Source organism: Kribbella sp. NBC_01510 (assembly GCF_045040325.1).
In the GTDB taxonomy this organism is placed as follows: Bacteria; Actinomycetota; Actinomycetes; order Propionibacteriales; family Kribbellaceae; genus Kribbella.
The window spans coordinates 3,418,141-3,439,556 of the sequence record NZ_CP109418.1 but is presented as its reverse complement, the minus strand read 5'-3'; the positions used below and the strand labels follow the sequence as shown (position 1 = coordinate 3,439,556).

Annotated in this window: 21 protein-coding genes and 1 tRNA gene; 10 read left to right on the top strand and 12 right to left on the bottom strand. The window is 67.8% G+C overall.

Annotated features, from left to right (window positions below):
* Window positions 1-142 precede the first annotated feature (142 nt).
* The gene (locus tag OG558_RS17080; protein WP_405071142.1) at window positions 143-991 is read right to left on the bottom strand and encodes a DUF11 domain-containing protein; all 849 of its coding nucleotides are present in this window, start codon (window positions 989-991) and stop codon (window positions 143-145) included.
* 156 nt (window positions 992-1,147) lie between these two features.
* The gene (locus tag OG558_RS17075; RefSeq protein WP_405071141.1) at window positions 1,148-3,706 is read right to left on the bottom strand and encodes an ATP-binding protein; all 2,559 of its coding nucleotides are present in this window, start codon (window positions 3,704-3,706) and stop codon (window positions 1,148-1,150) included.
* A gap of 114 nt (window positions 3,707-3,820) precedes the next feature.
* Between OG558_RS17075 and OG558_RS17070 the strand changes: the two genes are divergently transcribed.
* A complete protein-coding gene (locus tag OG558_RS17070) occupies window positions 3,821-4,633 on the top strand; it encodes an ACT domain-containing protein (RefSeq protein WP_405071140.1) in 813 nt (270 codons plus the stop codon).
* Here OG558_RS17070 and OG558_RS17065 read toward each other — a convergent pair.
* Together OG558_RS17065 and OG558_RS17060 are read right to left on the bottom strand one after the other, a co-directional pair.
* Complete coding sequence (locus OG558_RS17065) at window positions 4,623-4,919, bottom strand: DUF4287 domain-containing protein (protein ID WP_405071139.1); 297 nt, start codon at window positions 4,917-4,919, stop codon at window positions 4,623-4,625. The two genes, OG558_RS17070 and OG558_RS17065, sit on opposite strands and share 11 nt — an antisense overlap.
* 72 nt (window positions 4,920-4,991) lie before the next feature.
* Window positions 4,992-5,756, bottom strand: coding sequence for an ANTAR domain-containing protein (locus OG558_RS17060; RefSeq protein WP_405071138.1), 765 nt, complete (start codon window positions 5,754-5,756; stop codon window positions 4,992-4,994).
* Between the two features lie 67 nt (window positions 5,757-5,823).
* On the opposite strand from OG558_RS17060, the gene OG558_RS17055 reads away from it, so the two are divergent.
* Entirely contained in the window at window positions 5,824-6,432 is a 609-nt protein-coding gene (locus OG558_RS17055) for a TetR/AcrR family transcriptional regulator (protein WP_405071137.1), read from the top strand.
* Here the strand turns inward: OG558_RS17055 and OG558_RS17050 are convergent.
* Window positions 6,373-7,767 carry a pyridoxal phosphate-dependent decarboxylase family protein gene (locus OG558_RS17050; RefSeq protein WP_405071136.1) on the bottom strand — a complete coding sequence of 465 codons (1,395 nt, stop codon included), beginning with the start codon at window positions 7,765-7,767 and terminating at the stop codon, window positions 6,373-6,375. The two genes, OG558_RS17055 and OG558_RS17050, sit on opposite strands and share 60 nt — an antisense overlap.
* A gap of 77 nt (window positions 7,768-7,844) precedes the next feature.
* On the opposite strand from OG558_RS17050, the gene OG558_RS17045 reads away from it, so the two are divergent.
* A complete protein-coding gene (locus tag OG558_RS17045; RefSeq protein ID WP_405071135.1) occupies window positions 7,845-9,032 on the top strand; it encodes an MFS transporter in 1,188 nt (395 codons plus the stop codon).
* Here the strand turns inward: OG558_RS17045 and OG558_RS17040 are convergent.
* Window positions 8,962-10,125: an MFS transporter gene (locus tag OG558_RS17040; RefSeq protein WP_405071134.1), complete on the bottom strand. Its 1,164-nt coding sequence runs from the start codon at window positions 10,123-10,125 to the stop codon at window positions 8,962-8,964. The two genes, OG558_RS17045 and OG558_RS17040, sit on opposite strands and share 71 nt — an antisense overlap.
* A 75-nt stretch (window positions 10,126-10,200) precedes the next feature.
* On the opposite strand from OG558_RS17040, the gene OG558_RS17035 reads away from it, so the two are divergent.
* A tRNA-Thr gene (locus OG558_RS17035) sits at window positions 10,201-10,273 on the top strand.
* A gap of 362 nt (window positions 10,274-10,635) precedes the next feature.
* On the opposite strand, the gene OG558_RS17030 is transcribed toward OG558_RS17035, so the two are convergent.
* Window positions 10,636-11,091, bottom strand: coding sequence for a GNAT family N-acetyltransferase (locus tag OG558_RS17030; RefSeq protein ID WP_405071133.1), 456 nt, complete (start codon window positions 11,089-11,091; stop codon window positions 10,636-10,638).
* Window positions 11,088-12,263 (bottom strand): hypothetical protein, encoded by a 1,176-nt coding sequence (locus OG558_RS17025; protein ID WP_405071132.1) that lies wholly within the window; start codon window positions 12,261-12,263, stop codon window positions 11,088-11,090. The genes OG558_RS17030 and OG558_RS17025 overlap by 4 nt, the downstream gene beginning before the upstream one ends.
* 271 nt (window positions 12,264-12,534) lie before the next feature.
* On the opposite strand from OG558_RS17025, the gene OG558_RS17020 reads away from it, so the two are divergent.
* Both OG558_RS17020 and OG558_RS17015 read left to right on the top strand, forming a co-directional pair.
* The gene (locus OG558_RS17020) at window positions 12,535-12,723 is read left to right on the top strand and encodes a hypothetical protein (protein WP_405071131.1); all 189 of its coding nucleotides are present in this window, start codon (window positions 12,535-12,537) and stop codon (window positions 12,721-12,723) included.
* Between the two features lie 79 nt (window positions 12,724-12,802).
* Window positions 12,803-13,171, top strand: a complete 369-nt coding sequence (locus OG558_RS17015) for a hypothetical protein (protein ID WP_405071130.1) — start codon at window positions 12,803-12,805, stop codon at window positions 13,169-13,171.
* Here the strand turns inward: OG558_RS17015 and OG558_RS17010 are convergent.
* Window positions 13,166-13,711 (bottom strand): ATP-binding cassette domain-containing protein, encoded by a 546-nt coding sequence (locus OG558_RS17010; RefSeq protein WP_405072177.1) that lies wholly within the window; start codon window positions 13,709-13,711, stop codon window positions 13,166-13,168. The two genes, OG558_RS17015 and OG558_RS17010, sit on opposite strands and share 6 nt — an antisense overlap.
* A gap of 188 nt (window positions 13,712-13,899) precedes the next feature.
* Between OG558_RS17010 and OG558_RS17005 the strand changes: the two genes are divergently transcribed.
* Entirely contained in the window at window positions 13,900-14,640 is a 741-nt protein-coding gene (locus OG558_RS17005) for a TrmH family RNA methyltransferase (protein WP_405071129.1), read from the top strand.
* A 9-nt stretch (window positions 14,641-14,649) separates the two neighbouring features.
* Here OG558_RS17005 and OG558_RS17000 read toward each other — a convergent pair whose 3' ends face one another.
* Window positions 14,650-15,213 carry a SecDF P1 head subdomain-containing protein gene (locus OG558_RS17000; RefSeq protein ID WP_405071128.1) on the bottom strand — a complete coding sequence of 188 codons (564 nt, stop codon included), beginning with the start codon at window positions 15,211-15,213 and terminating at the stop codon, window positions 14,650-14,652.
* Window positions 15,214-15,224: 11 nt separating this feature from the next.
* Window positions 15,225-16,127 (bottom strand): GIY-YIG nuclease family protein, encoded by a 903-nt coding sequence (locus OG558_RS16995; protein ID WP_405071127.1) that lies wholly within the window; start codon window positions 16,125-16,127, stop codon window positions 15,225-15,227.
* A 197-nt stretch (window positions 16,128-16,324) separates the two neighbouring features.
* Here OG558_RS16995 and OG558_RS16990 point away from each other — a divergent pair, with 197 nt between their 5' ends.
* Entirely contained in the window at window positions 16,325-19,327 is a 3,003-nt protein-coding gene (locus OG558_RS16990; RefSeq protein WP_405071126.1) for a ricin-type beta-trefoil lectin domain protein, read from the top strand.
* A 66-nt stretch (window positions 19,328-19,393) separates the two neighbouring features.
* Window positions 19,394-20,524 carry a serine hydrolase domain-containing protein gene (locus OG558_RS16985; protein WP_405071125.1) on the top strand — a complete coding sequence of 377 codons (1,131 nt, stop codon included), beginning with the start codon at window positions 19,394-19,396 and terminating at the stop codon, window positions 20,522-20,524.
* 60 nt (window positions 20,525-20,584) lie between these two features.
* Here OG558_RS16985 and OG558_RS16980 read toward each other — a convergent pair whose 3' ends face one another.
* Entirely contained in the window at window positions 20,585-21,079 is a 495-nt protein-coding gene (locus OG558_RS16980; RefSeq protein ID WP_329484151.1) for a DUF1269 domain-containing protein, read from the bottom strand.
* A gap of 81 nt (window positions 21,080-21,160) precedes the next feature.
* Here OG558_RS16980 and OG558_RS16975 point away from each other — a divergent pair, with 81 nt between their 5' ends.
* Window positions 21,161-21,370 (top strand): hypothetical protein, encoded by a 210-nt coding sequence (locus OG558_RS16975; protein WP_405071124.1) that lies wholly within the window; start codon window positions 21,161-21,163, stop codon window positions 21,368-21,370.
* Window positions 21,371-21,416: the final 46 nt, after the last annotated feature.

The following is a 21,416-nucleotide window of genomic DNA, read 5'->3' as shown; positions in this document are numbered from 1 at the left end:
GTTAACCGGGACCGTAAACCTGACCCGCCCCTCGATGCAAGGCGCAGGCACGAACTGTGTTGTTTTTGTCGGCTACGCCAAAGCCGACGGCCGCGGGTCCGAGAACCCGCGGCCGCCGGCCGGTTACTACCTCAGTACGTCGTCAGCAACGCACCAGCAGGCTGGTCAGCGCCGTGCAGGTGTGGCTGTCGCTGTTGTTGCCCGCGACCGGGTCGTTCGGCGAGCTCGCCGAACGCTGAGCCGTCGCGATCAGCCGGCCGACCGTGAGCAGTCTGGCGTCGGCCGTGAACGTCCGGGTGACACTGGCACCACTGGCCAGGGACGGGATGTCACAGTTGACCGACCTCGTCGTCCCGACCCGGGCGCACGTCGTCCCGACGTACACCAGCGGGGACGGGAAGGTCCCGACCACCCGGATGCCGGTCGCATCAGCCGGCCCGTTGTTCTTGATCGTGACCGTGTAGGTGATCCGCGAGACGACGAGCGACTTCACCGATGCGCTCAGCGACACCGCGACATCGGCGTCCTGGTGGGCCGGCTCGATCGTCAGCGACGGTCCGTCGATGATCTCGAACGCGTAGTTCTCCCCGATGAATTGGTGCTGCAGCTGGATGGTCCCGGCCGGAGCGTCGTCCTTCACCCGGAACGTCCAGTTCAGCGTCACGGACTGGCCGGCCTTCACCTCGTGGAAGCCGCCCCGGATGCTGCTGCCCAGGACGTCGCAGGCGTAGGCCTCCGGGCAGGACACGATGTCGATCAGGCTGGGCAGCGACGCCGGCTCCTTGGCGTACAGCCCCGCCTTCGCGCCGATGATGTCGAAGTCGCGGTCGTTGTTCAGTGTCTGCGTGATCGTGAAGGTCTGCCCCGGAGCGACCGAGGTTGTACTGACCGAGATCACACTCGACGGTGGCGCGGCCACCGCCATCTGGGTGCCGGTCACCAGACCGGCCCCCACCAGCGCCGTTACCAGCGCAGCACGAAACGTCCTCAAAGCATGCACAGTAAAGCCCCCCAGTTCGATGAACCCCAGTTAAACTTCTACCCCCACAGACCGCCGATGGCGGTGAGAGCAGTATGGAGTCCCCTCACGGCCTGCACAACCGCTCGGCGGGTCCGATCCTTGCGGGAGGCAAGGATCACGCCTGGCTCAGCCGACCGGGAGGCGGTTGAGGAGATCCTCGACCCGCTCGGAGCGGCCTTCCCGCCGGTGCCGCTCCCACTCCTCGCGGGTCAGCGCGTCGCCGACGAGCTCGAGCGCCTCCGCCAACTCCTCCTCCAGGTAGGGGTTGGCAATCTCCAGGCGCTCACCCATCGCCTCCTCCGCGCCGAACAGGTGCGCGGCTCCGACTGGATCCCCTTTCCGCACGAGGATGCTCATCATGGTGTTGGAGAACGCCATCGTCAGGTTCGGACTGCCCAAAGCCACGACGGTCGTGACCAGCCCACGGGCCAGCTCGCTCGCCTCGTCAACCCGCCCCGCGAGCGCGAGGAGGTAGGCCAGGTTCTGCCCCTGCAAGGCGATCTCGTGAACGTCACCGATCGACTCGTTGATCGCGAGCGACTCCCGGAGCAGCGTCTCCGCCCGATCGAGTCGGCCCAACTCCTCCTCGACCCCGCCGAGGTTGCCCAGTGCGCGAGCCAGCCTGCCTTTGTCATCGAGACCGCGGTGTAGCTCCACAGCCTCCGACAGGGTGCGTTGCGCCGCCTCGAGATCGCCTTGGTGGCGTTGCGCCGTACCGAGGAGGCTCATCGCGAACGCGACCCCGGCTCGGTCGCCCAAGGTCTTGGCCATCTCGAGGCTTCTGGTGGCCAGCTCGTGGGCACGGCTGGTTTCCCCCTGCAGGAGCAGAAGATTGCTCAATCCTCGCAGGCAGGCGGCGAGGTCCGTGGACGGTGTGTCGCCGGCTCGGGCAACGAGTTGTTCGTGCCATTCCCGGCTCTCGGCGATGTACCCGCCGAGGAGCCAGACCCAGCCGAGCGCTGCGCAGAGGCGGAGACCGGTCTCGAGGTCTTGCCGGACTGCCCAGCCGAGTGCGGCACGGCAGTTGTCCAGGTCGGTCTCGGCGAGTTCCAGCGCCGTGTAGTACGTGGATTCCTTCAGGGCTTGGAGATTCTCGGCGAGCTCGGCGTAGTACGACGCGTGGGCCCCGCGCATCGCGTCGGCCTCGTCCGTGGCTGCGAGCTCGTCGGCGGCGTACTGCTGGATCGTCTGCAACAACTCGATCCTGGTGATGCTCTCAGGGCCTTCGGACAGGCTGACCAGATGGGCATCGTGGAGTTCGGCGATCGCGTCGAGCGGGTCGGTGCCGGTGGCAACGGCTTCGACCGCCGCGAGATCGGCGCCACCGGAGAACACGGCCAGCCGGCGGAACAGTTTCCGACGCTCGGGACTGAGCAGGTCGTAGGACCAGGCGATCGTCCCGCGCAGCGTACGCTGCCGCTCCGGCGTCACGCTGCTCGTCGAGGCGATGTCGAGGGTCTGGTCGACGCGGGCCAGCAACTCCTTGACACTCAGCACCCGGATCCGGGGCGCACACAACTCGATCGCGAGCGGGAGCCCGTCCAGCCGGCGGCAGATCGCGACCACGTCGGCCACGTTGCCCGGCGTCAGCGTGAATCCGGGCTGTACGGCCTGCGCGCGCTGGACGAAGAGTTGAACGGCGGCGGATCTCTCGGCGAGCGTCTCGTCGTACGGCACCGTGAGGGGCGCCACGGAGTGCTGATGCTCGCCGACCAGCCCGAGCGGGCGCCGCGACGTCACGACGACCTTCACGTGCGCCGCGCCTTCGATGATCTCGGCAACGATCTTGTCGGCACCCGCGAGTTGCTCGAGGTTGTCGAGAACGAGCAGCAGCGTGCGTTGGGCCAGGTAGGCGACGATCCGCCCACGCTCCCGTGGCGGTATGTCGAGCGCCTCGGCGATCGACGTCCACATCACCTGCTCGGACGTCACGGACGCGAGCGGGACGAAGTACACGCCGCCTGGGAACCGGTGTGTCAGTCCGCCTGCGATTCCCACCGCCAGTCGCGTCTTGCCCGAGCCACCCGGGCCGGTCAGCGTGACCAACCGGACGTCCGGTTGGTCGAGGAGGTCCATGACGCGGGTCAGGTCCGACTCCCGGCCGAGGAGTGGAGTGGCCGGGACCGGAAGGCTGGTCGCCGTACCGAGGCTGCGCGGTGGCGGGAAGTCCGCCTGGAGTCCGGCGCCGGTGACTTGGAGCAGGTGCTCTGGTTCGGGGATGTCCTTCAGGTGGTGGGTGCCGAGATTGCGGAGGGTGACGCCGTCGGGGAGTTGGGTGAGCTGCCCAGTGACCGCGGACACGATCACCTGCCCACCGTGCGCCGCGGCCGCGATCCGGGCCGCGAGGTGGACGTCCATCCCCCAGTAGTCGCCGTCGTGCACCCCGGGCGTACCGGTGTGAATGCCCATCCGCACCCGCAGCCGCTCACCACCTGGCCAACACTGCGCCTCGAGCCCCCGCTGCCCCTCCACCGCCGCCGCGACCGCGTCCCCAGCACGCGGAAACACGACAAAGAAGCTGTCCCCCTCGGTCCCCTGCTCGACCCCGCCGTACGCCGTCCATACAGCACGCAGAATCCGCCGATGACTCTCCAGCGCATCCAGATACCTGTCCCCCAAGCGCCGCAGCAACACGGTCGATCCCTCGATGTCCGAGAACAACATCGCCACCATCGCCCCACCCATGCCGCCCAGTCTCAACGGTCAGACCACCGCCGTCGAGAGTCTGCGCTCTGCGTACGCCGCACAACTTCACGTCACCGCAACAGCCGGGCAATTTATCCCGGTCACGCTGGAGGCATGGAACCGTTGCGTACGGCGCTCACCGGCGGGCTGGCGTGTGATGTGTGCGGGCGACTTCCGCATCCGCGACGACTCCGGTTGACGGTGGCCAAACTGCTGGCGATCTTCCCCGTCGAGTTCGCACTGCACGCGATCGTCCTGGCGCTACACCCGTCGTACCTGATCGCGGTGAGCGCCTTGGTGGTCGTGACGACCGCCCTGGTGATCTGGGTGATCGAGCCGTCCACGATGCGGCTCCTGCGGTCCTGGCTGCACGCGCCGCGCACCCGGCCGTCCGCGGGACTCGGCGCGCTGTGGCGGATCCGCGTCACGCTCGACGACCGAACCGGCGCGCTGGAACGCCTGACGCACCACCTGACCGACCTGGACGCGAACATCCTCGGCCTGCACATCCACCCGCTCGACGACGGCGTCCGCGACGAACTGGTCGTGTCGACCCCGGATCGGATCGACGCAGACTCGTTGCTGACGGCAATCGAAGCCGCCGGTGGCCGGGACCCCGACGCCTGGCCGACCACCACCCTCGCCCTGGTCGACGGCCAGACGAAGGCGCTCAGCCTGTCGGCCCGCGTGGTCGGCGACCCGGGCGAACTCCCGCACGCGGTCGCCGAACTCCTCGGCGCCCGCCTCGTCACCGACCACGTCACGCTGGCCGCACCGCTCCCCGCCGACGGCACCGTCCTCAAGATCCCGTCCCCTTGGACCGGCCTGTTCGCGTTCACCCGCGCGGGCGAGCCGTTCACCCCCGCCGAGTCGGCCCGAGCCCACCGCCTGGCGGAGCTCGCCGAGCTCGCGCTCACTAGGCGCTGAGCGGGTTGGTCGCCTTGCCGTCGAGCCAGAGGACGTTGGTGGGGTCGCCGTGCGGGCCCTTGCTGCCGACGTGCTTCTCGCTGATGCCCGGACCGTTCTTGATCACGTGGACGAGCGCCATCGCGTGCCCGCGGCCGAGGTCGTAGTCCTCCTTGAGCCAGTCGCAGATCACACCGGCCTTCACGCCGGCAGCGTCGTACCCGCGCGCCTTCGCCTTCTCGACCAGCTCCCGTGGCGTCAGGCCGGTCTTCTCCTCGATCTTGTCCAAGTACGCCTGAAACGACATCTCGCTGCCTCTCCCTTGTGGTCGTCGTACACACCTGCGTCGAGCGACCAGCCCGGAAATCGACAGGCCCGGTCAAGAAGTCTGCAGGCCGTACTTCTGCAGCGCCGAGGTCAGCCGTCCCGAGTCCTGCGCCGCCACCAACTCGGTCGACACCTCGCGGAGCTTGACGTTGGCGTCCATCGAGCACCGCTTCAGGACCTCGAACGCCACACTCGACGCGAGCCCGTATCGATGCATCAGGATGCCTTGGGCCTGACCGATCACCGTCCGGGTCGTGATCGCGGACCGCAACTGGTCGACCAGAGTCCGGCTGTCGTTGAACAGCTGCACGTTGTCGAACGCGACCCCGGCGTGCAGGGCGAACAGCAGCACGACGTCGTACGACGTACTCCCGAAGGCATCCGGTGTCGCCGAGAACAGGCTGAAGGCGGCCGCGGCCCCGGTCTGCGCGGGCAGCGGGAGGAACAGGCAACTGCGATAGCCCGCGTTGATCGCGCTCGCGGCGAACTCCGGCCAACGGTGGTCCGACGCCAGGTCACCGATCCGGTGCGGTTCGCCGTACGCCATCGCGTCGTACACCGGACCGTCCGCCGCGATCAGCCGCTCTGCGAGGGCGGCCCGGGCCGGCTCGGAGAGCTCGTCCGCAGTGCTGTGATAGCGCGCGACCATCTCCGCCGTACCGTCGACGAGCACACTGATGCATGCCTCCTCGCAGTCGGGCACGGTCCGTACCACCCGGTTGACGAACCGGCCCAGAGTCGTGGCGACATCGTCGTCCTCGACGAGTCGACTGACCTCGGCCAACTCTTGCGCCAGTTCCAGAATCCCCTCCGCCATGACCCCATCATGGGCCATCCGGGCCGTTCTGGGTCCGACGCCCCAAACGGCGCGTTAGTGTCGATGAATGGCCGACCATCGACTGACTGCGAAGGGGCACGCCACCCGAGCCCGGATCCTCGCGGCCGCGGCGGACCTGGTGCATCGGCGCGGCGTCGCCGGTACCCAGCTCGAGGACATCCGGCGGGTCGCCGGGGTGAGCGGTTCGCAGCTGACGCACTACTTCCGCGACAAGCCGACGCTGATCGACGCCGTCATCGGCTGGCAGGCGGAAACCCTGCTGGATCGAGAGCCCGCGCTCGACTCGATCCAGGCCTGGCATCGCTGGGCCGACCGCGTGGTGGCGCGGCAGACCGCCCGCAAGTTCGAGGGCGGCTGCGACTTCGGCTCACTCGCCGGTCAGCTCGCCGAGTCGCGCCCCGAGACCCGCGCCCGCCTCGCCGCCGGCTATCAGCGCTGGCTCGACCGTTTCCGGACCCATCTGCGGACCATGCGCGACAACGGCATACTCCGGCCGGACGCCGATCCCGATTACCTGGCCAACACGATCCTCGCCGCGATGCAGGGCGGCGCACTGCTGACCCAAACCCTCCGCCGCCCTGAACCGCTCCGCGATTCACTCAACGCGGCGTTGGTGACGCTCGACTCCTTCAGCAGTCAGTACAGCGGCAGCTGAGCGATCGATGTCCGACTCGTCGGTGGTCCAGTTACAGACCGAGATGCGCATCGCGGCCTTGCCCTGCCAGGTGGTGCCTGACATCCAGCACGTGCCTTCCTGCTGCACCGCGCTGACCACTCGCCGAGTGAGCGCGTCGTCGTCGCCGAAGCGGACCAGTACTTGGTTGAGTACGACGTCGTTCAGTACGGCGACCCCGTTCGCGGCCAGCGTGTCGGCGAACCGGCGAGCCATCGCGTGACACCGATCCACGATCTCGGCGATCCCGGATCGGCCTAGCGCGCGGATGGCGGCGTACACAGGGAAACCGCGCGCCCGCCGGGAGAACTCGGGGTTGAAGTCGAGCGAGTCACGCTGCCCGTTCTCATCCTGGATCAGGTACGCCGCTCTGATCGACATCGCCGCGCGGTGCGGCTCCGGATGAGCGCAGAGGACGAGGCCGGAGTCGTACGGGACGTTCAGCCACTTGTGCGCGTCGGTCGCCCAGGAGTCGGCGCGGTCGATGCCGGCGACCAGCGGCCGCAGCTCGGGACTGACCGCGGCCCAGAGACCGAAGGCACCATCGACGTGGACCCACGCGCCGGCCGCGTGCGCCAGGTCGCAGATCTCGGCGATCGGGTCGAAGGCACCGGTGTTCACGTTGCCGGCCTGGGCACAAACGATCTGCGGGCCTTCTGTCTCCAGCGCGGCCGCCAGCGCGTCGGCCCGCATCCTGCCCTGATCGTCGACATCGATCGGCACGATGCAACTGGTCCCCAACCCGAGGAAGCGCAACGCCCGGTCGATCGTGTCGTGCCGCTCGGCACCGGCGAGGACCCGGATAGTTGGTGCACCGATGAGGCCTTGGCTCTCCACGTCCCAGCCCGTGCGCCGCAGTACTTCGTGGCGGGCAGCCGCCAGGCCAGTGAAGTTGGCCATCTGGGCGCCGGTGACGAAGCCGACCGACGTACCTCCGGGCAGGCCGAACAGCTCGACCAGCCAGTTCGCCGCGACTTCCTCGACCACGGCCGCGGCGGGCGCGGCGGCGTACAGGCCCGCGTTCTGGTCCCACACCGTGGTGAGCCAGTCGGCGGCGAGTGCCGCGGGCGTCGCGCCGCCGAACACGAACCCGAAGAAGCGGCCGCTGCCACTCGGTAACAGCCCGTCCTCGACCCCCTTCGCGAGGTGGGCGACCACGTCCCGGGCATCGCTCGGCCCGGTGGGCAGCGGACCGCCGAGCGCGTCGCGCAGCTCGGCCGCCGTCGCCCGCGGGCCGACCCGGCGCTCCGGGAGCCCGGTCAAGTACGTCGTCGCCCGCTCGAACGCTTCCGTGAGCGGCCCTTCCCAATCCACCATGCCTCATTTGTACGCCGGGATCGTGTGATGCAGCGTGTGACGGCATTACAGTTCGCTCAGGCCTTGGGAGGATGCGTATGGCGCGGGTGGTCACGGGGAGTCGCTGGACGGCGATTGCCGGTTATGCGCTGGTCGGCGCGGCGACCCAGCTGGTCTGGCTGAACTTTGCCGGCGTGACCACGGTCGCGGCCGCCCGGTACGGCGTCTCCGAAAGCGCGATCGGCTGGCTCGCCCAGGTGTTCCCACTGCTGTACGTCGTACTCGCGATCCCCTGCGGTCTGATCCTGGATCGCTGGTTCCGGGCCGGCCTGATCGCGGGCGCCGTACTGACCGCGCTCGGTGCCTGCGTACGGCTGATAGGTGACGACTTCGGCTGGCTGCTGGCCGGGCAGATCATCGCCTCGATCGCCCAGCCGCTGGTGCTGAACGCGGTCACCGGTATCACCGGCCACTACCTGGCCGAGAAGGACCGCCCGACCGGCATCGCGGTCGGCACCGCCAGCATCTTCTTCGGCATGGTGATCGCGTTCCTGCTCTCCGCGGTCTTCACCACGGCTTCGTCGCTGTCGACGATGCTGGCCGTGACAGCCGTGTTCTGCGTGGTGGCAGCCCTGCTCCTCATCGTTGCCCTGCGCAAGCAAGGTCCGTTCGAGATGGGCAGGCACCGACCGGATCGCGGCGCGCTGCGAGTCGCCTGGGGTGATCCGCTGATCCGCCGGCTGTGTGTACTGGCGATCTTCCCCTTCGGCGTCTTCGTTGCCATGAGCACCTTCGCGCAGGCGCTGCTGGAGCCGGCCGGGGTGAGCGGCGGTACGGCGAGCACGATCCTGCTGGTCAATGTCATCGCGGGTGTCCTCGGCTGCGCGGTGATCCCGATCCTGGTCGTACGGCGCCGCGCCGAGTCGGCTCTCCTCGTCGTGAGTCTCAGCTGCACCGCGGCCGCCTGCGTCCTGCTCGCGCTGGCACCGGGCGTCGAGACGGGCTTCGCCGCGATCACGCTGATCGGGTTCCTCCTGCTCCCGGCTCTCCCGATCGTGCTCGAGCTCGTGGAACGCCGTACCGGGGAGGCCGAAGGCACCGCGGCCGGCCTGATCTGGATGGCCGGCAACCTGGGCGGCCTGTTGGTCGCGGTCGTGGTCGGGCTGCTCGTCGACCACCCGTCCGCGGCGTTCCTGGTGATGGCGGCGATCGCGCTCATCGCCGTACCCGGGGCTCGCGCTCTCCGCCGGCCGATCGCCGAACTCCGATCGCTGTCGCAGTCGTAGCCAGCAGTCCACCGACGCCTGCGGCTACGAACGTGACGCGTGCATTCGTGTGCTGAAGGAGGAGGCCGCCGAAGACATACGAGATCCCGGCTGCCAGGCCGATCGCGCCGTACAGATTGCCGAAGACACGGCTTCTCAGGTGCGCGGGGACGACTCGTTGCAGGTGGGTGTTGATGCCCACGTCGACGCCAGCGATGCCGAGTCCGCGGATGACTTGCAGCGCCAGCGCGGCCCAGATCGCCCAAGCCAGGCCGGTGAACAAGTTGCCGACGCTGCTCACGGCGAACCCTGTGACCATCAGTGCAGGCATGCTGAATCTAGTCGCGTACTTTGCCAGGAGGGCGAATCCCGTCACGAGCCCGATGCCGACTCCGGCGTACAGGATCGCCGCGGCCGAGTCACTGCCGTGCAACTCGTCCTTGCCCAGGAACACCATGGCGACGTCGTCAACCCCGCTGAACGCGACCACCGCGAAGAACCCGAGCCCGATCACGCGAATCGCCTTCGTCCGCCAGATGTAGCCCAGGCCGTCGCGCGCATCTTTGACAAGGCTGTGGCCCGACAGCTCTGCTTTTGGCATCTTCGGCAATCGGCTCAGCAGCACCGCCGACACGAAGAACGTTGCCGCGTCGATCAGCAGGATCCCGCGCACATCAGTGACCAGGAACAACGCCGCCGCGATCAACGGCCCGACGGCCTCCAGCCCATTGGTCCCCGCCCCCAGCGCCGAGTTGGCCGCCTCCAACTCCTCGTCCTTGACCAACGCCGGCACCGCACTCCGCGAACTCGCCTGGAACACCTGCGCGGTAATGCTCCGTACGGCGACCAGCACCAGCAACACCGGCAACGGCGGCAACACCACCGCCATCACCACAACCAGCGCCCCCTGCACCAGATCGCACGAGACCATCACCCTCTTGAGGTCGAACCGGTCCCCGATGGCTCCCGCGAACGCGCCGAACAACCCCGGCGTGAAGTCCCCCGCCAACAACAACAACGCCACCGCCAGCGCCGCCCCCGTAGCCCCCTCGACGTATAGGAGCAGGGCCACCAGCCCGAGCGAGTCCCCCAAAAAGGACACCGACCGAGCCACCCACAGCACCCGAAACCCCACCGACCCCCGCCACACCCCCCACACGATCCCTTACTATGGTCCGGCACAACACCCGCCGGTGTGGCGCAACTGGCAGCGCACCGCTCTTGTAAAGCGGTGGTTAGGGGTTCGAGTCCCCTCACCGGCTCAAAGAACTGAAGCATCCAACCCGCGCTCCCGCCCGGACGAACTTCCTTGCGGGCTGTCGCCCGCGACCTGTCCACTCCTGCTTCGTGCGCCACTGAGGACCTGTGCCAGCGCCCGTCCACAGCCGAACCGTTCATCTCGCCGACCGCCACATCGGTCACTCAGGCGACAGTCACGAGCTGGATACCCGAGTCCAACTTGAGCGCTGGATCTTCAGGCGATGGCCGCCGGTCATAGGGTGGCTCGCCATGGTCCTGGGCTGCGCCCTCAAAGCGGCGCATCGCTTCGGTTTGGGTGAGACCAGCGTTGTGGCGGGTGCGACCTGCCCGCTGCGCCACGTCGTTAAGAAGTCCTTGTCCGGCCTTACTGCTCGAGCCGGTAGAACAGCTTGCTGCCTGCTGGTTCAACGCCAAAGGTCTTGTAGAACGCCTGAGCGGCGGGATTGTCGCTGTCTGTGGTCCACTCCACGCGACTGCAGTCGTGCTTGCCAGCTACCTCGAACAGGGACTCCATCAGCGCATGGCCGATGCCACGGCGCTGCTGTGCCTGCGAGACGAACAGGTCCTTCAGGTAGAGCGAGCGGGTCAGCCCTTCCGCCGGCCAGAGGAACGCGTATGCGGCGAAGCCGACCGCTGCCGCACCGTCGAACGCCAACAATGAGTGGGCGGCCGGGAGGTCGCTGAACAGCGCCGCCTGGAGCTGCTGGCGCCGCAGCTCGAACGGGTCGATCTCGGTCGCACCGTAGAAGCGGTCCATCTCCTCAGCAAGTGTGAGCAGCTGGTCAACGTCATCGGGGGTGGCTGGGCGCACCACAGTCACAGGAGGCGGTCCTCTCGCGTAGGGCTGACAAGGTCACGCAGTTCACGCACGATTGGGAGCTGACGTTGTCTGTCAGACATTCCTCCGACGACTTCCCGCGCGCGTCCGTCAATGATGCCGCGTCGTTGCTGGCCGTCGAGCCCGAGGAGGGTCCCGGCGATCTCCTGGGCGGCAGCCGTCGAGTCCCCATCAGCAGCAAGGCACGCCGCCCGGTCGAGCTGCGTGAGAGCGCGGTCGGTGTAGTCACCCGGTGGGCAGAGAGCAAGCGCCGCTTCCTGCGCGGCGAAGGCGGCAGGCAAGTCCCCCAGGCGCGTGTAGGCGCTTCCGGCGTGGAAGCGCAGCTGAGCTTCGTTGTAGCCGAACGCAGACGGCACTAGCGCGTCGCCGCTGAGATGCGAAACGAGCTCCTCGGCCCGCCCCAGTGCGGCAGCGGTAGCCGGCCGCTCGCCAATCGCGGCGTAGGCGCGTGCCTCCAGTGCCGCCGCCAGCGGTGCGCCAACTCCACCGGGCGTGCTGGAGACGAGTTGTGCTCGCTCCGCGACAATGACGGCCTCCGACAGGTCGTTGCTGTAGAAGTGACCGTAGGCCTCCTGCGCCAGCATCCAGGAGTGGGTGGATGAATCTCCCGCTTCAGCCGAGGCGATGCGTGCAGTGCGAGCCCAGCGGCGGAATGCGGCGCGGTCGTCGAGCTTGACGAGCGTCAGCAGCATGAGTCCGGACATTCGCGCCACTACTCGCGTCAGCCGACGCCTGCCTGCAGCCGAGCGGCAGTCTGCCAGCGCGGCCTGAAGCTGCCCGATATCGTCGCTGAGGTCGTTAAGCAGCAGCGGAGCTGGTCGGTCACGGGTGGCACGGCCGTAGCGCTCAACGAGTTGTTCCCAGTCGTCAAGGACAACTTCGCTCGACGCAGCGTTGCTCAAGACGCTGTCGAGGTCGCGCCGGACTGCCTCGAGGTCGTGAGTGGCGTCGTGCTGCTGCGGTGTGTCCGTCAAAGCGGTCTGAAAGCCGAGACTCTCGGCTGACTCGCCATAGATCGCAACGAACGCTTGCCGATAGACGGGCACGCTGACAGCCCGCTCGCCATTCTCCCAATAGGCGAACATCCGCTTCAGCGAAGCGCCGGTCGGGCTCTGTTCGCCCAATTCCTGCACGGCTGCCTCGAAGCGCCGCATGGCGGCAGCCTGGGTCCAGCCACGCTGGCGACGGGCGCGCTGGAGTGGTGACTCGTGGCCGATCCCGTCACCTTGACGAGTCACCTGTAGTCACCTCCCGTCACCTTCTGTACGAGTGCTGCTGCGGTCAGCCTAGGTGGTGTGGCAGACAACGTCGTCGAGAAGTCGCAGATCAGCAATGGAAAGGCCGCGAAATGACCGCTCTCTGCATCCTCGCAGCCGTGCTGTATGGGTTCATGCTGCGTGACATCGCACGGGAGGTGCGTGGCGAATGAGCACATTTGTGAAGCACGAGGCCTCTCTCCGACGCGTGTGCGTCTGGTTCGGTACGCACCAGGTCGTTAAGCACATCGTCGAGCCGGCGTACGCAGTCCGCTTCGAGGGTGCCATGCGCCGTCGCTTCGCGAGCCTGCGCGTCACCAACGAGCCCGCGGAGATCTCGGATGCCGATAGGCCGTGAACGGCCGGCGACCGCGACTGTGGTGGGCTCGGCTTTGCGGGCGGCTCAACGACGCCTTCCGCCGCTGGCGGGACGAGGATTGAACGGCTTCGCGGAAGATTTCACCAAGCCGCTGCTGCTCGGCTACCTGCGCCGGGACCTGCTGGTGGTGGATGGCCAGGTCTCCGAGCTGGAACGGCTGATGGCCGACTTCGCTCGAGCCGAAGGTTTCACCATGGGCCACACCTACGTCGAGAAGCCCGACTGTTGGCCCGCAGCGTTCGAGGCGCTCATCGAGTCGGTCAACCGCTACGAAGCAACCGCGGTCGTGCTGCCAAGCCTGCTGCACTTCGCCATGCACGACTCAGCGTGCCACATCAAGGAAACGTTCGAGCGCGTCATCGGCGCGCGCGTACTGATGCTGAACCCACGAACTGGCGGAGCCGGGACCGATCCTCACCTCTCATAAGGGCGGCCTGAGTTCAGCGCCGGGGCGATCAACTCCCCCGACATGTCCCTGCCTGAGTCCGCCGGCCGTGTATGCCCTGACGGCTCGAGCAGGGACCCAACAAGCCGGCTGGCGCGGCGTAGTGGCGAGGCCTGCACTGCGCCAGCTGTTCCAACGACTCACGAGAAGTGAGGCGATATTCCCAAGTCGAGCAACTGGAGATGCAACTGCACGGTCTCGCTGACCAGTCACGCCAGGGCGCTGGCAGCCTGGCCGGGGAGCGGCCGACCTGCTCGGCGCGAGGCTGGCGTGCGAGCTCCGCGGCTTTGACGCTCGCCTCGGCCGGCTCCTCCCCCGCGACCAGGAGCGGGAACATGATGTTCTCGCGGACCGTGCGGTTCGGGTACAGGGCGCCGTTCTCGAAGACCATCGCGACACCGCGGTCCTTGGGCTGCAGCCGATTCGCATGGGTCCGGCCGAACCACAGGTCGCCGGCTCCAGGCCCGCGATCATCCGCAGTACGGTCGACTTGCCGCAACCGGACGGCCCGAGCAGCACCATGAACTCGCCGTCCGCCACCTCGAGAGACAACTCGTCAACTGCGAGATGGTCCCCGTCGTACACCTTGGACACCGAGTCCAGCCGAATCCCCGGCATGCGCCCCCTCCCGAGAGGTCGATGGGCATCGAGTACACCGGTCCGCCCGCGGCTTGTCCAGTACATCCGGCGGTACGGCGTACCGTAGGCGGGTGGAATCGAGGAAGTCGCCGCGGGACAAGTGGATCACGGTGTACGGGCGGAAGCCGGTGCTCGAGGCACTGCATGATCCCGGGTTGTCGGTGGCGAAGGTGGTACTGGCGGACAACGCGACCGGGCAGTCGATGCAGGAGATCCTGCGGGCCGCGGAGAAGTACGGGACGCCGGTTGAGCGCGCAACCGCCAGCCGGGTGAAGTGGCTGGCCGGGAACGGGAAGCACGATCAGGGCGTGGTCGCGGATGTGGACGCGCCGCGCATGACGCCGCTCGAGGAGTTCATCCGGGAGCGCGGCAAGCGGCCGACGAACGTCTTCCTGCTCGACGGCGTCACCAACCCGGGCAACGTCGGCATGATCCTGCGTACGGCGACCGGCGCCGGGTTCGACGGGGTGATCCTGCCCCGAGCCGGTACGCCGCATGTCGGGCCGCTCGTGATCAAGGCATCGGCCGGGGTTGCGTTCCAAGCGCCGATCGTGAACACCTCGACCGCGAAGACGGCCGTCGATCTGCTCCGCACCGCCGCCTTTCACGTCTACGGTCTGTCGGCCCGCTCCCAGGACTCGCTGTTCAAGACCGACCTCGCGCCGCGTGCCGTCTACGTGCTCGGCGGCGAGACCAACGGCATCACCGTCGGCACCGACTCCGACCTGCAGATCCCGCTGCACTCCGGGGTCGAGTCGTTGAACGTCGCCGTTGCCGCAGCGGTCGTCGCCTTCGAGGTCACCAACCGCTGAGTCATCCTGTTAGCCGGTGATCTTGGTGGCCAAGGCTTCGGCGTCTTTCTTGGTGTAGTTCCCGCTGATCTGGACCTTGCCGGCGGTGATGGCGGAGGTGACCGTCGGGGCCGCGGCGACCTGGCCGCCGACCACGATCGCCAACTCGTTCTTCGGTGGTTGCAGGGCGGCCAGCTGGGTGGTCAGCGCGGCGAAGACGCGGGTGCCCTGCTCATCGAGGGTCAGAGTGAGATACCAGCCGGGCTGGTCGGGTGACTGCGCCGCCTTGACCTCGGAGACGTGGCTGCCGTCGAGCTCGACCTTGCCGACGGTGTAGCGCATGCCGTTCGGATCGCAGACGATCCCCTTCGGCAGTGGGCTGGCGCAGGTGCCTTGCGCGGCCGTCAGCACCCGCCGGAACTCAACCGCCTGCGGAGTCGCGGCCGCCACCGGCTTGTCGTCGACAAGGCGCAGTACGACGACCACCCCGGCCACCACCACCGCGACCAGCACGAGCACGAGTACGCCGATCAGCACCACAGGACCACGGCGTTGACTCGTTGGCTGGTACTCCGGAAACGGGGGCTGCGTCATGACAGCTGATGCTATGCACTCATCGAGTCACGCAGCCGGACGGCCAGCTCGGCGTTGCGTTGGGCAAACGACTGCCAGAGGACCGGCGTCGCCGCCACCCGATCGCGAGCCGTCGCCTCCGACACAGCGCGCTGCGTCCAGGTGCACATCCGCCCGCCGCGGACCTGGAAGTGCACAAGTACGCCGTCCGCCCAGCCGTACACGTCCGCGTCGCGAGGTTCGAGCCAAGCGACCTTCTGCTCGGCGACGATCCACTCGAGCGCCGCGAGCTCGTCCTGCACCTTCGCCGCGAACTCGAACCGGAGTTCGCCGGCCGCCCGATCCCGCCGCCGTACCAACTCGTCGCGCAGCGCGGCCACCGCGGCCGGATCCCTTTCGAGTACTGCGATCGCCGTCCGAGCCAGCGCAGCACGGTCCCCCGGCCCGATCCCGAACAGCCGGCCGAACTCCTGCGCCGAGCCGTCGTCTTCGACCGTGTACTGCAACGGCAGCACGCGATGCAGACCGGAGATCGCCTGCCGGATCCGCAGCCCGCCGAGGTACGGCCCGAAGTGCGGCGCGGTCCCGCTCACCGTGTGCTCGAACCGCAGCCCAGGCTTGGATCCGTCGTCGAACCGGATGTAGCCGACCACCTCCGCTCCGCCCTCGGTCCGGTTCCACCGCGGTTTGGACTGCTCGAGCAGGTTGCGTTCGAGCCAGGCGGCCTCGTGCTCGGAGTCGCACCAAACCCCTTCCACGCGGGCGATCCGCCGTACCATCCGCGCGAGCTGCGGCCGGTCGCCGAGGTGGTTCCAATACGACTGCACGCGCCGGCGGAGGTTACGGGCCCGTCCGATATACAGCACTTTCCCGGTCTCGTCACGGAAGCGGTACACCCCTGCTTCGGCCGGTAACTGCCGCACATCACGCCTCATCACCACAGTGTGCATGCACTGACTGACTGCGTGTCGACCAGGGCGATGCAATGTTTGAAACGAATGCATATCCGGTCTTGCGCCGAGTTGGCGCGGCGGTCATGCTGGCGGCCACTTCGAGTGCTCGCAGGGGGTAAGTGAGGCCGAGCGCCGGAGTTGTAGGGCCTGGGGGCTTGATGAGGTTTACCGCTGTGTGGGTGCGTCGCGTCCTGTCCGCGCTCTGTGTTCTCCTGCTGACGCCACTCGTCGCGATCGAACCGGCACGGGCCGCGGTCACGCCGAGCGGCTTCACCGAGCAGACCGTGTTCAGCGGGCTGGTCAATCCGACGAACGTCGCGTTCTCGCCGGACGGCCGGGTGTTCGTCGCCGAGAAGAGCGGCTTGATCAAGGTCTTCGACTCGCTCGACGATCCGACGCCGAGTGTGTACGCCGATCTCCGCACGGAGGTCTACAACTATTGGGATCGTGGACTTCTCGGTCTCGCCTTGCACCCCGACTTCCCTGCGGATCCACGCATTTACGTGCTGTACACGCACGACGGCCTGATCGGTGGGCCGACACCGAAATGGGGTACGCCGGACACGACCGACGACCCGTGTCCGTCGCCGCCCGGCCCGACGAGCGACGGCTGCCAGGCCAGTGCGCGGCTGTCGGTCATCAACGGCACCGGCGCCGAGCAGGTGCTCGTCGAGGACTGGTGTCAGGTCTTCCCGAGCCACTCGATCGGCTCGATCGAGTTCGGGCCCGACGGCATGCTCTACGCCGGCGGTGGCGACGGCGCCAGCTTCGACTACACCGACTACGGCCAGGACGGCTTCCCGGCCTCGGATGTCACCCCTGACAACCCTTGTGGGGATGGGCCGGCGCCCGTTGGTGCGACGCTCACTCCGCCGACCGCCGAGGGCGGCGCGTTGCGGGCCCAGGACGTCCGTACCAGTGGCGATCCAGCCAGTCTCGACGGATCGCTGATCCGCATCGACCCCGACACCGGCCAGGCCGCGCCGGGCAACCCAGCCCTCAGCAGCACGGACCTGAACGCGCGCCGGATCGTGGCGCACGGTCTGCGCAACCCGATGCGGTTCGACTTCCGGCCGGGCACGAACGAGATCTGGATCGGCGACGTCGGTTACAGGACCTGGGAGGAGATCGACCGGATCGTCAGTCCGACCGCAAAGGTCACGAACTTCGGCTGGCCCTGCTACGAGGGATCCGGCCGCCAGGCCGGGTACGACGCGGCCAACCTGAACATCTGCGAGAACCTGTACGCCGCCGGTCCGTCCGCGGTGGCCTCGCCGTACTACACCTACAACCACGCCGATCACATCGCCACGAACGAGACCTGCAGTGTCGGCAGCTCGTCGATCTCCGGGATGTCCTTCTACAAGGGCGGGAACTACCCGCCGGAGTACGACGGTGCCCTGTTCTTCGCCGACTACAGCCGCAAATGTGTATGGGCGATGATGCCGGGCTCCAACGGACTGCCGGACCCGGCGAAGATCGTGCAGTTCGCGTCGGGCTACGGATCCACCAGACTGCAGAGCGGTCCGGGTGGTGACCTGTTCGCGGTCGACTACGACAACGGCCGGATCGTGCGATACGTCTACGACGCCACGAACAACCCACCCACCGCGGTGATCAACGCCGACCCGTCCAGCGGGCCGACTCCGCTGACCGTGACGTTCGACGGGACCGCCTCCAACGACGCCGATGGCGACGCGCTGACCTATGCCTGGGACCTCGACGGCGACGGCCAGTACGACGACTCGACCGCGGCGACCGTGCAGCACACGTACACCACCAGTGGCACCGTGACCGCGCGCCTGAAAGTGTCCGACGGCCACACGACCGGGGCGACGTCGACGCAGATCAACGTCGCCAACACGGCACCGACGGCGCTGATCACCTCCCCCGGTCCGGCGACGACGTGGAAGGTCGGCGACACGATCAGCTTCGCCGGCTCGGCCACTGATCCGGAGCAGGGCACACTGCCTGGCTCGGCGCTGACTTGGACGCTGATCATGCACCACTGCCCGAGCGACTGCCACTCACATCAGATCACCGCGGTGACCGGCTCGAGCGGCACGTTCACCGCACCGGATCACGAGTATCCGTCGTACCTCGAACTCAAGCTGACCGCCACGGATGCGAGTGGGCTGACCGACACCAAGAGCGTGCGGCTGGATCCGAAGACGGTCGGGCTCACGTTCGCGACCCAGCCGGCCGGGCTGCAGCTGACCTACCTCGCCAAGACCGCGAACGCTCCTTGGACCGGTACGACGATCGTCGGGTCGAGCGGATCACTGTCCGCGGAGCAACTGCAGGCGCCCGCGAATCAGCTGTACCGGTTCTCGTCCTGGTCCGACGGCGGCGCACGCACCCACAACTTCGTCGCGCCGGCAGCACCGGCCACCTACACGGCGACGTACGTACCGAAGCGCAATCTCGCCCGCGGTCACCCGGCGCTGGCGTCGAGCGTCTACCTCGCCGGGCGGGAGGCGTCGAAGGCGGTCGACGGTTCGATGGCGACCGCGTGGTCGAGTGCTCGCACCGATCCGCAGTGGTTCCAGGTCGATCTCGGGTCGGTCCAACTGGTCAACCGGGTGCTGCTCAACTGGCTGTCGACGGCATACGGAAAGGCGTACCAGATCCAGGTGTCGGGCAGCGGGCGGACGTGGAAGACCGTGTCGTCGACTACCACGGGAGACGGTGGCACCGACAGCGTCGTGTTCTCGCCAAACTACGCCAGGTACGTGCGGATCAACGCGACGGCTCGTGGTGTGGCCGGAAGCTACTACTCGCTGTGGGAGTTCGGCGTGTTCCAGGACACCGGTCCGGTCACCGGCATCGCCGGGAAGTGCGTCGACATCTACCAAGCCGCAACCGCCGACGGCACGCCGACCACGCTCTACACCTGCAAGGGCGCGGCGAACCAGCAGTGGACACCGTCGTCGGATGACGGCACCCTGCGTTCGCTCGGCAAGTGCCTGGACGCTCGCGGTACGGCGATCAAGACCGCCGCGGTGCTGTGGACGTGTAACGGCGGTCCCGGGCAGAAGTGGACGCCACGGTCGGACGGCTCGCTGCTCAACGCCGCCTCCGGACTGTGTCTCGACGCATCCGGTGCTTCGAGTGCGAACGGCACCAAGCTGATCATCTACACCTGCAACGGCGGGACGAATCAGAAGTGGGTGCTGCCGTAAATCAGTCGTTGGTGACGAACTCCGCGACATACAGTGACTCGGCCTTGGACCGAAGGACGGGAGATCATGGACAGCGGCTGGGTGGACGAGGGATTCGGCGCGGTCGCCGACACCTTCGCGGAGAATTTCGACCTGTTCCCCGAGCTCGGTGCGGCGGTCACGGTGTACGTCGGTGGCCGCAAGGTCGTCGAGTTGTGGGACGGCGAGGCCAGTCCCGGACGACAGTGGGACCGCGAGACCGTCGTACCCGTGTTCTCTTGTGCCAAAGGGCTGGTGAGCCTGGTCGTCCACCTGCTCGCCCAGGAGGGGCGACTCGAGCTCGATGCGCCGATCGGCGAGTACTGGCCCTCGTTTGTTGCTGCTGGCAAGGAGAAGAGCACCGCCCGGATGGTGCTTGGGCATCGGGCCGGGATCCCGGTGCTCGACCAGACGCTGTCCTTCGAGGAGATCGCGTCCTGGACGCCGGTGATCGCGGCGATCGAGGCGCAGAAACCGCTGTGGGAGCCGGGGACGTCGTACGAGTACCACGGTCACGTTTTCGGTTTCGTCCTCGGCGAGGTGGTCCGGCGGATCACCGGGCTGCGGCCGGGCGCGTACTTCCGTTCGGTCGTGGGCGATCCGCTCGGGCTGCGGGCCTGGATCGGCCTGCCCGCTGACGAACTGGGCTCTCTGGCCCGGCTGACCGAGGCCGAAGGACGACCGCCGATGCCGGGTCCGGAGCATCTGCTCACGCGGATCGTGACGATGAACGGCGCGCTGGTCTTCCCGGGCCTCGACGTACCGCACGGCTGGAACGATCCCGCCCTGCTGGGAATGGAGCTTCCCGGGGCCGGCGCGGTGGCGTCGGCGACCGGCCTTGCCGGGCTTTACGCGGCAGCCGTGACGGGTATCGACGGGAGTGCGCGGCTGCTGACAGCAGACACCGTGAAAGACGCGGTCCGGGAGGTGTCGTCGGGACGGGGCTTCCTCGGCTTCGACGCGGGCGCGCGCTGGGGCTCGGGCTACCTGCTCGATTCAGCGACCTTCCGGCCGCTGCTGGGTGCGCGAAGTTTCGGGAACGACGGAGCCGGCGGGCAGTTCGCCTTCGGCGACGACGAGTACGGCGTCGGCTTCGGGTACGTCGCCAACCGCATGGTCGGCCACGGTGATGGCCGGGCCAACCGGCTGATCACCGCCGTACGCGACTGTCTGGGCTGACAGACCGGCTGCGACCCGTGGTTGTGCGGGCCGGAGCCGGTTGCCGGAAGGGGTTTCCCGCTAGCCGGCGAACATCTCCCGCAACGCCGCCTCCTGCTCGGTCGACAGGTTCGACTGGATGAGCTGCGGCTTCTGCAGCCCCGTCGCATCGAAGGTTTCCTTGATCTTGTCCCGGACCGCGTCGCTCGACATCAGGAACAACGCGGAGGTGCCGGGCGTGATCTGATCGCGGGCGGCCTTGATGAAGTCGTCGTCGATCCCGACATCGGCCAGCGATCCCGCGATGGCACCCGATGCGGCCCCGATGGCCGCGCCGGCGAGCGGCATCAGGAAGATCATCCCGAACAGCATCCCCCAGAACATGCCGCCCAGCGCGCCGACTCCGGTGAAGTTGCGCAACTGCCGGGTCTTCGGCCTCCTGGTCTCCGGCTGCCACGACACCGACGCGGCGTCGTGCAGCGTGATCAATCCCTGCTTCGACAACGCCTCCAACGTTCCGATCGCCTGGTTGGCCCCGTCCCAGCTCCCGAACTTCCACGCGGTCAGTGTCGCCATCGTGCGTCTCCCATCGCCTGCACCGGTGCTCGCTGCCAGCCTCCCGCCACGACCTCATGGTCACCTCACCTCAGTCGGGTGATGCCTGCTTGGGTCGGCTGGTTGGGTCTTCTCGCGAGTGCGCTGTATCTGGTCAACCAGGGAGACATCCTCTCCACGGCGGTCTCCGGGTTCCCGGTTTGGGACCTGGGCGGTCTGCTCGGCAGCTATCTGTGGGCGATCTGGCTGCTCGTGCTCGGCGTACTCCTGCTGCTTCGGCGCCCGGCGGTCGGGGTTGGCACGGAGAGGTAGACTTGGTTAATTCCGGAACGATGGCATTCCAGGCGGTCTGTCAGGA

Excerpts from the sequence above, each read along its gene's own strand:
- OG558_RS17060 (WP_405071138.1), bottom strand. The coding sequence starts at position 5,756 with ATGGCGGAGGGGATTCTGGAACTGGCGCAAGAGTTGGCCGAGGTCAGT.
- OG558_RS17055 (WP_405071137.1), top strand. The coding sequence starts at position 5,824 with ATGGCCGACCATCGACTGACTGCGAAGGGGCACGCCACCCGAGCCCGG.
- OG558_RS17025 (WP_405071132.1), bottom strand. The coding sequence starts at position 12,263 with ATGCGGCGCTTCGAGGCAGCCGTGCAGGAATTGGGCGAACAGAGCCCG.
- OG558_RS17075 (WP_405071141.1), bottom strand. The coding sequence starts at position 3,706 with ATGGGTGGGGCGATGGTGGCGATGTTGTTCTCGGACATCGAGGGATCG.
- OG558_RS17050 (WP_405071136.1), bottom strand. The coding sequence starts at position 7,767 with ATGGTGGATTGGGAAGGGCCGCTCACGGAAGCGTTCGAGCGGGCGACG.
- OG558_RS17070 (WP_405071140.1), top strand. The coding sequence starts at position 3,821 with ATGGAACCGTTGCGTACGGCGCTCACCGGCGGGCTGGCGTGTGATGTG.
- OG558_RS17010 (WP_405072177.1), bottom strand. The coding sequence starts at position 13,711 with ATGGTGCTGCTCGGGCCGTCCGGTTGCGGCAAGTCGACCGTACTGCGG.
- OG558_RS16980 (WP_329484151.1), bottom strand. The coding sequence starts at position 21,079 with ATGGCGACACTGACCGCGTGGAAGTTCGGGAGCTGGGACGGGGCCAAC.
- OG558_RS17000 (WP_405071128.1), bottom strand. The coding sequence starts at position 15,213 with ATGACGCAGCCCCCGTTTCCGGAGTACCAGCCAACGAGTCAACGCCGT.
- OG558_RS16985 (WP_405071125.1), top strand. The coding sequence starts at position 19,394 with ATGGACAGCGGCTGGGTGGACGAGGGATTCGGCGCGGTCGCCGACACC.
- OG558_RS17045 (WP_405071135.1), top strand. The coding sequence starts at position 7,845 with ATGGCGCGGGTGGTCACGGGGAGTCGCTGGACGGCGATTGCCGGTTAT.
- OG558_RS16995 (WP_405071127.1), bottom strand. The coding sequence starts at position 16,127 with ATGAGGCGTGATGTGCGGCAGTTACCGGCCGAAGCAGGGGTGTACCGC.
- OG558_RS16975 (WP_405071124.1), top strand. The coding sequence starts at position 21,161 with ATGCCTGCTTGGGTCGGCTGGTTGGGTCTTCTCGCGAGTGCGCTGTAT.
- OG558_RS17065 (WP_405071139.1), bottom strand. The coding sequence starts at position 4,919 with ATGTCGTTTCAGGCGTACTTGGACAAGATCGAGGAGAAGACCGGCCTG.
- OG558_RS17020 (WP_405071131.1), top strand. The coding sequence starts at position 12,535 with ATGAGCACATTTGTGAAGCACGAGGCCTCTCTCCGACGCGTGTGCGTC.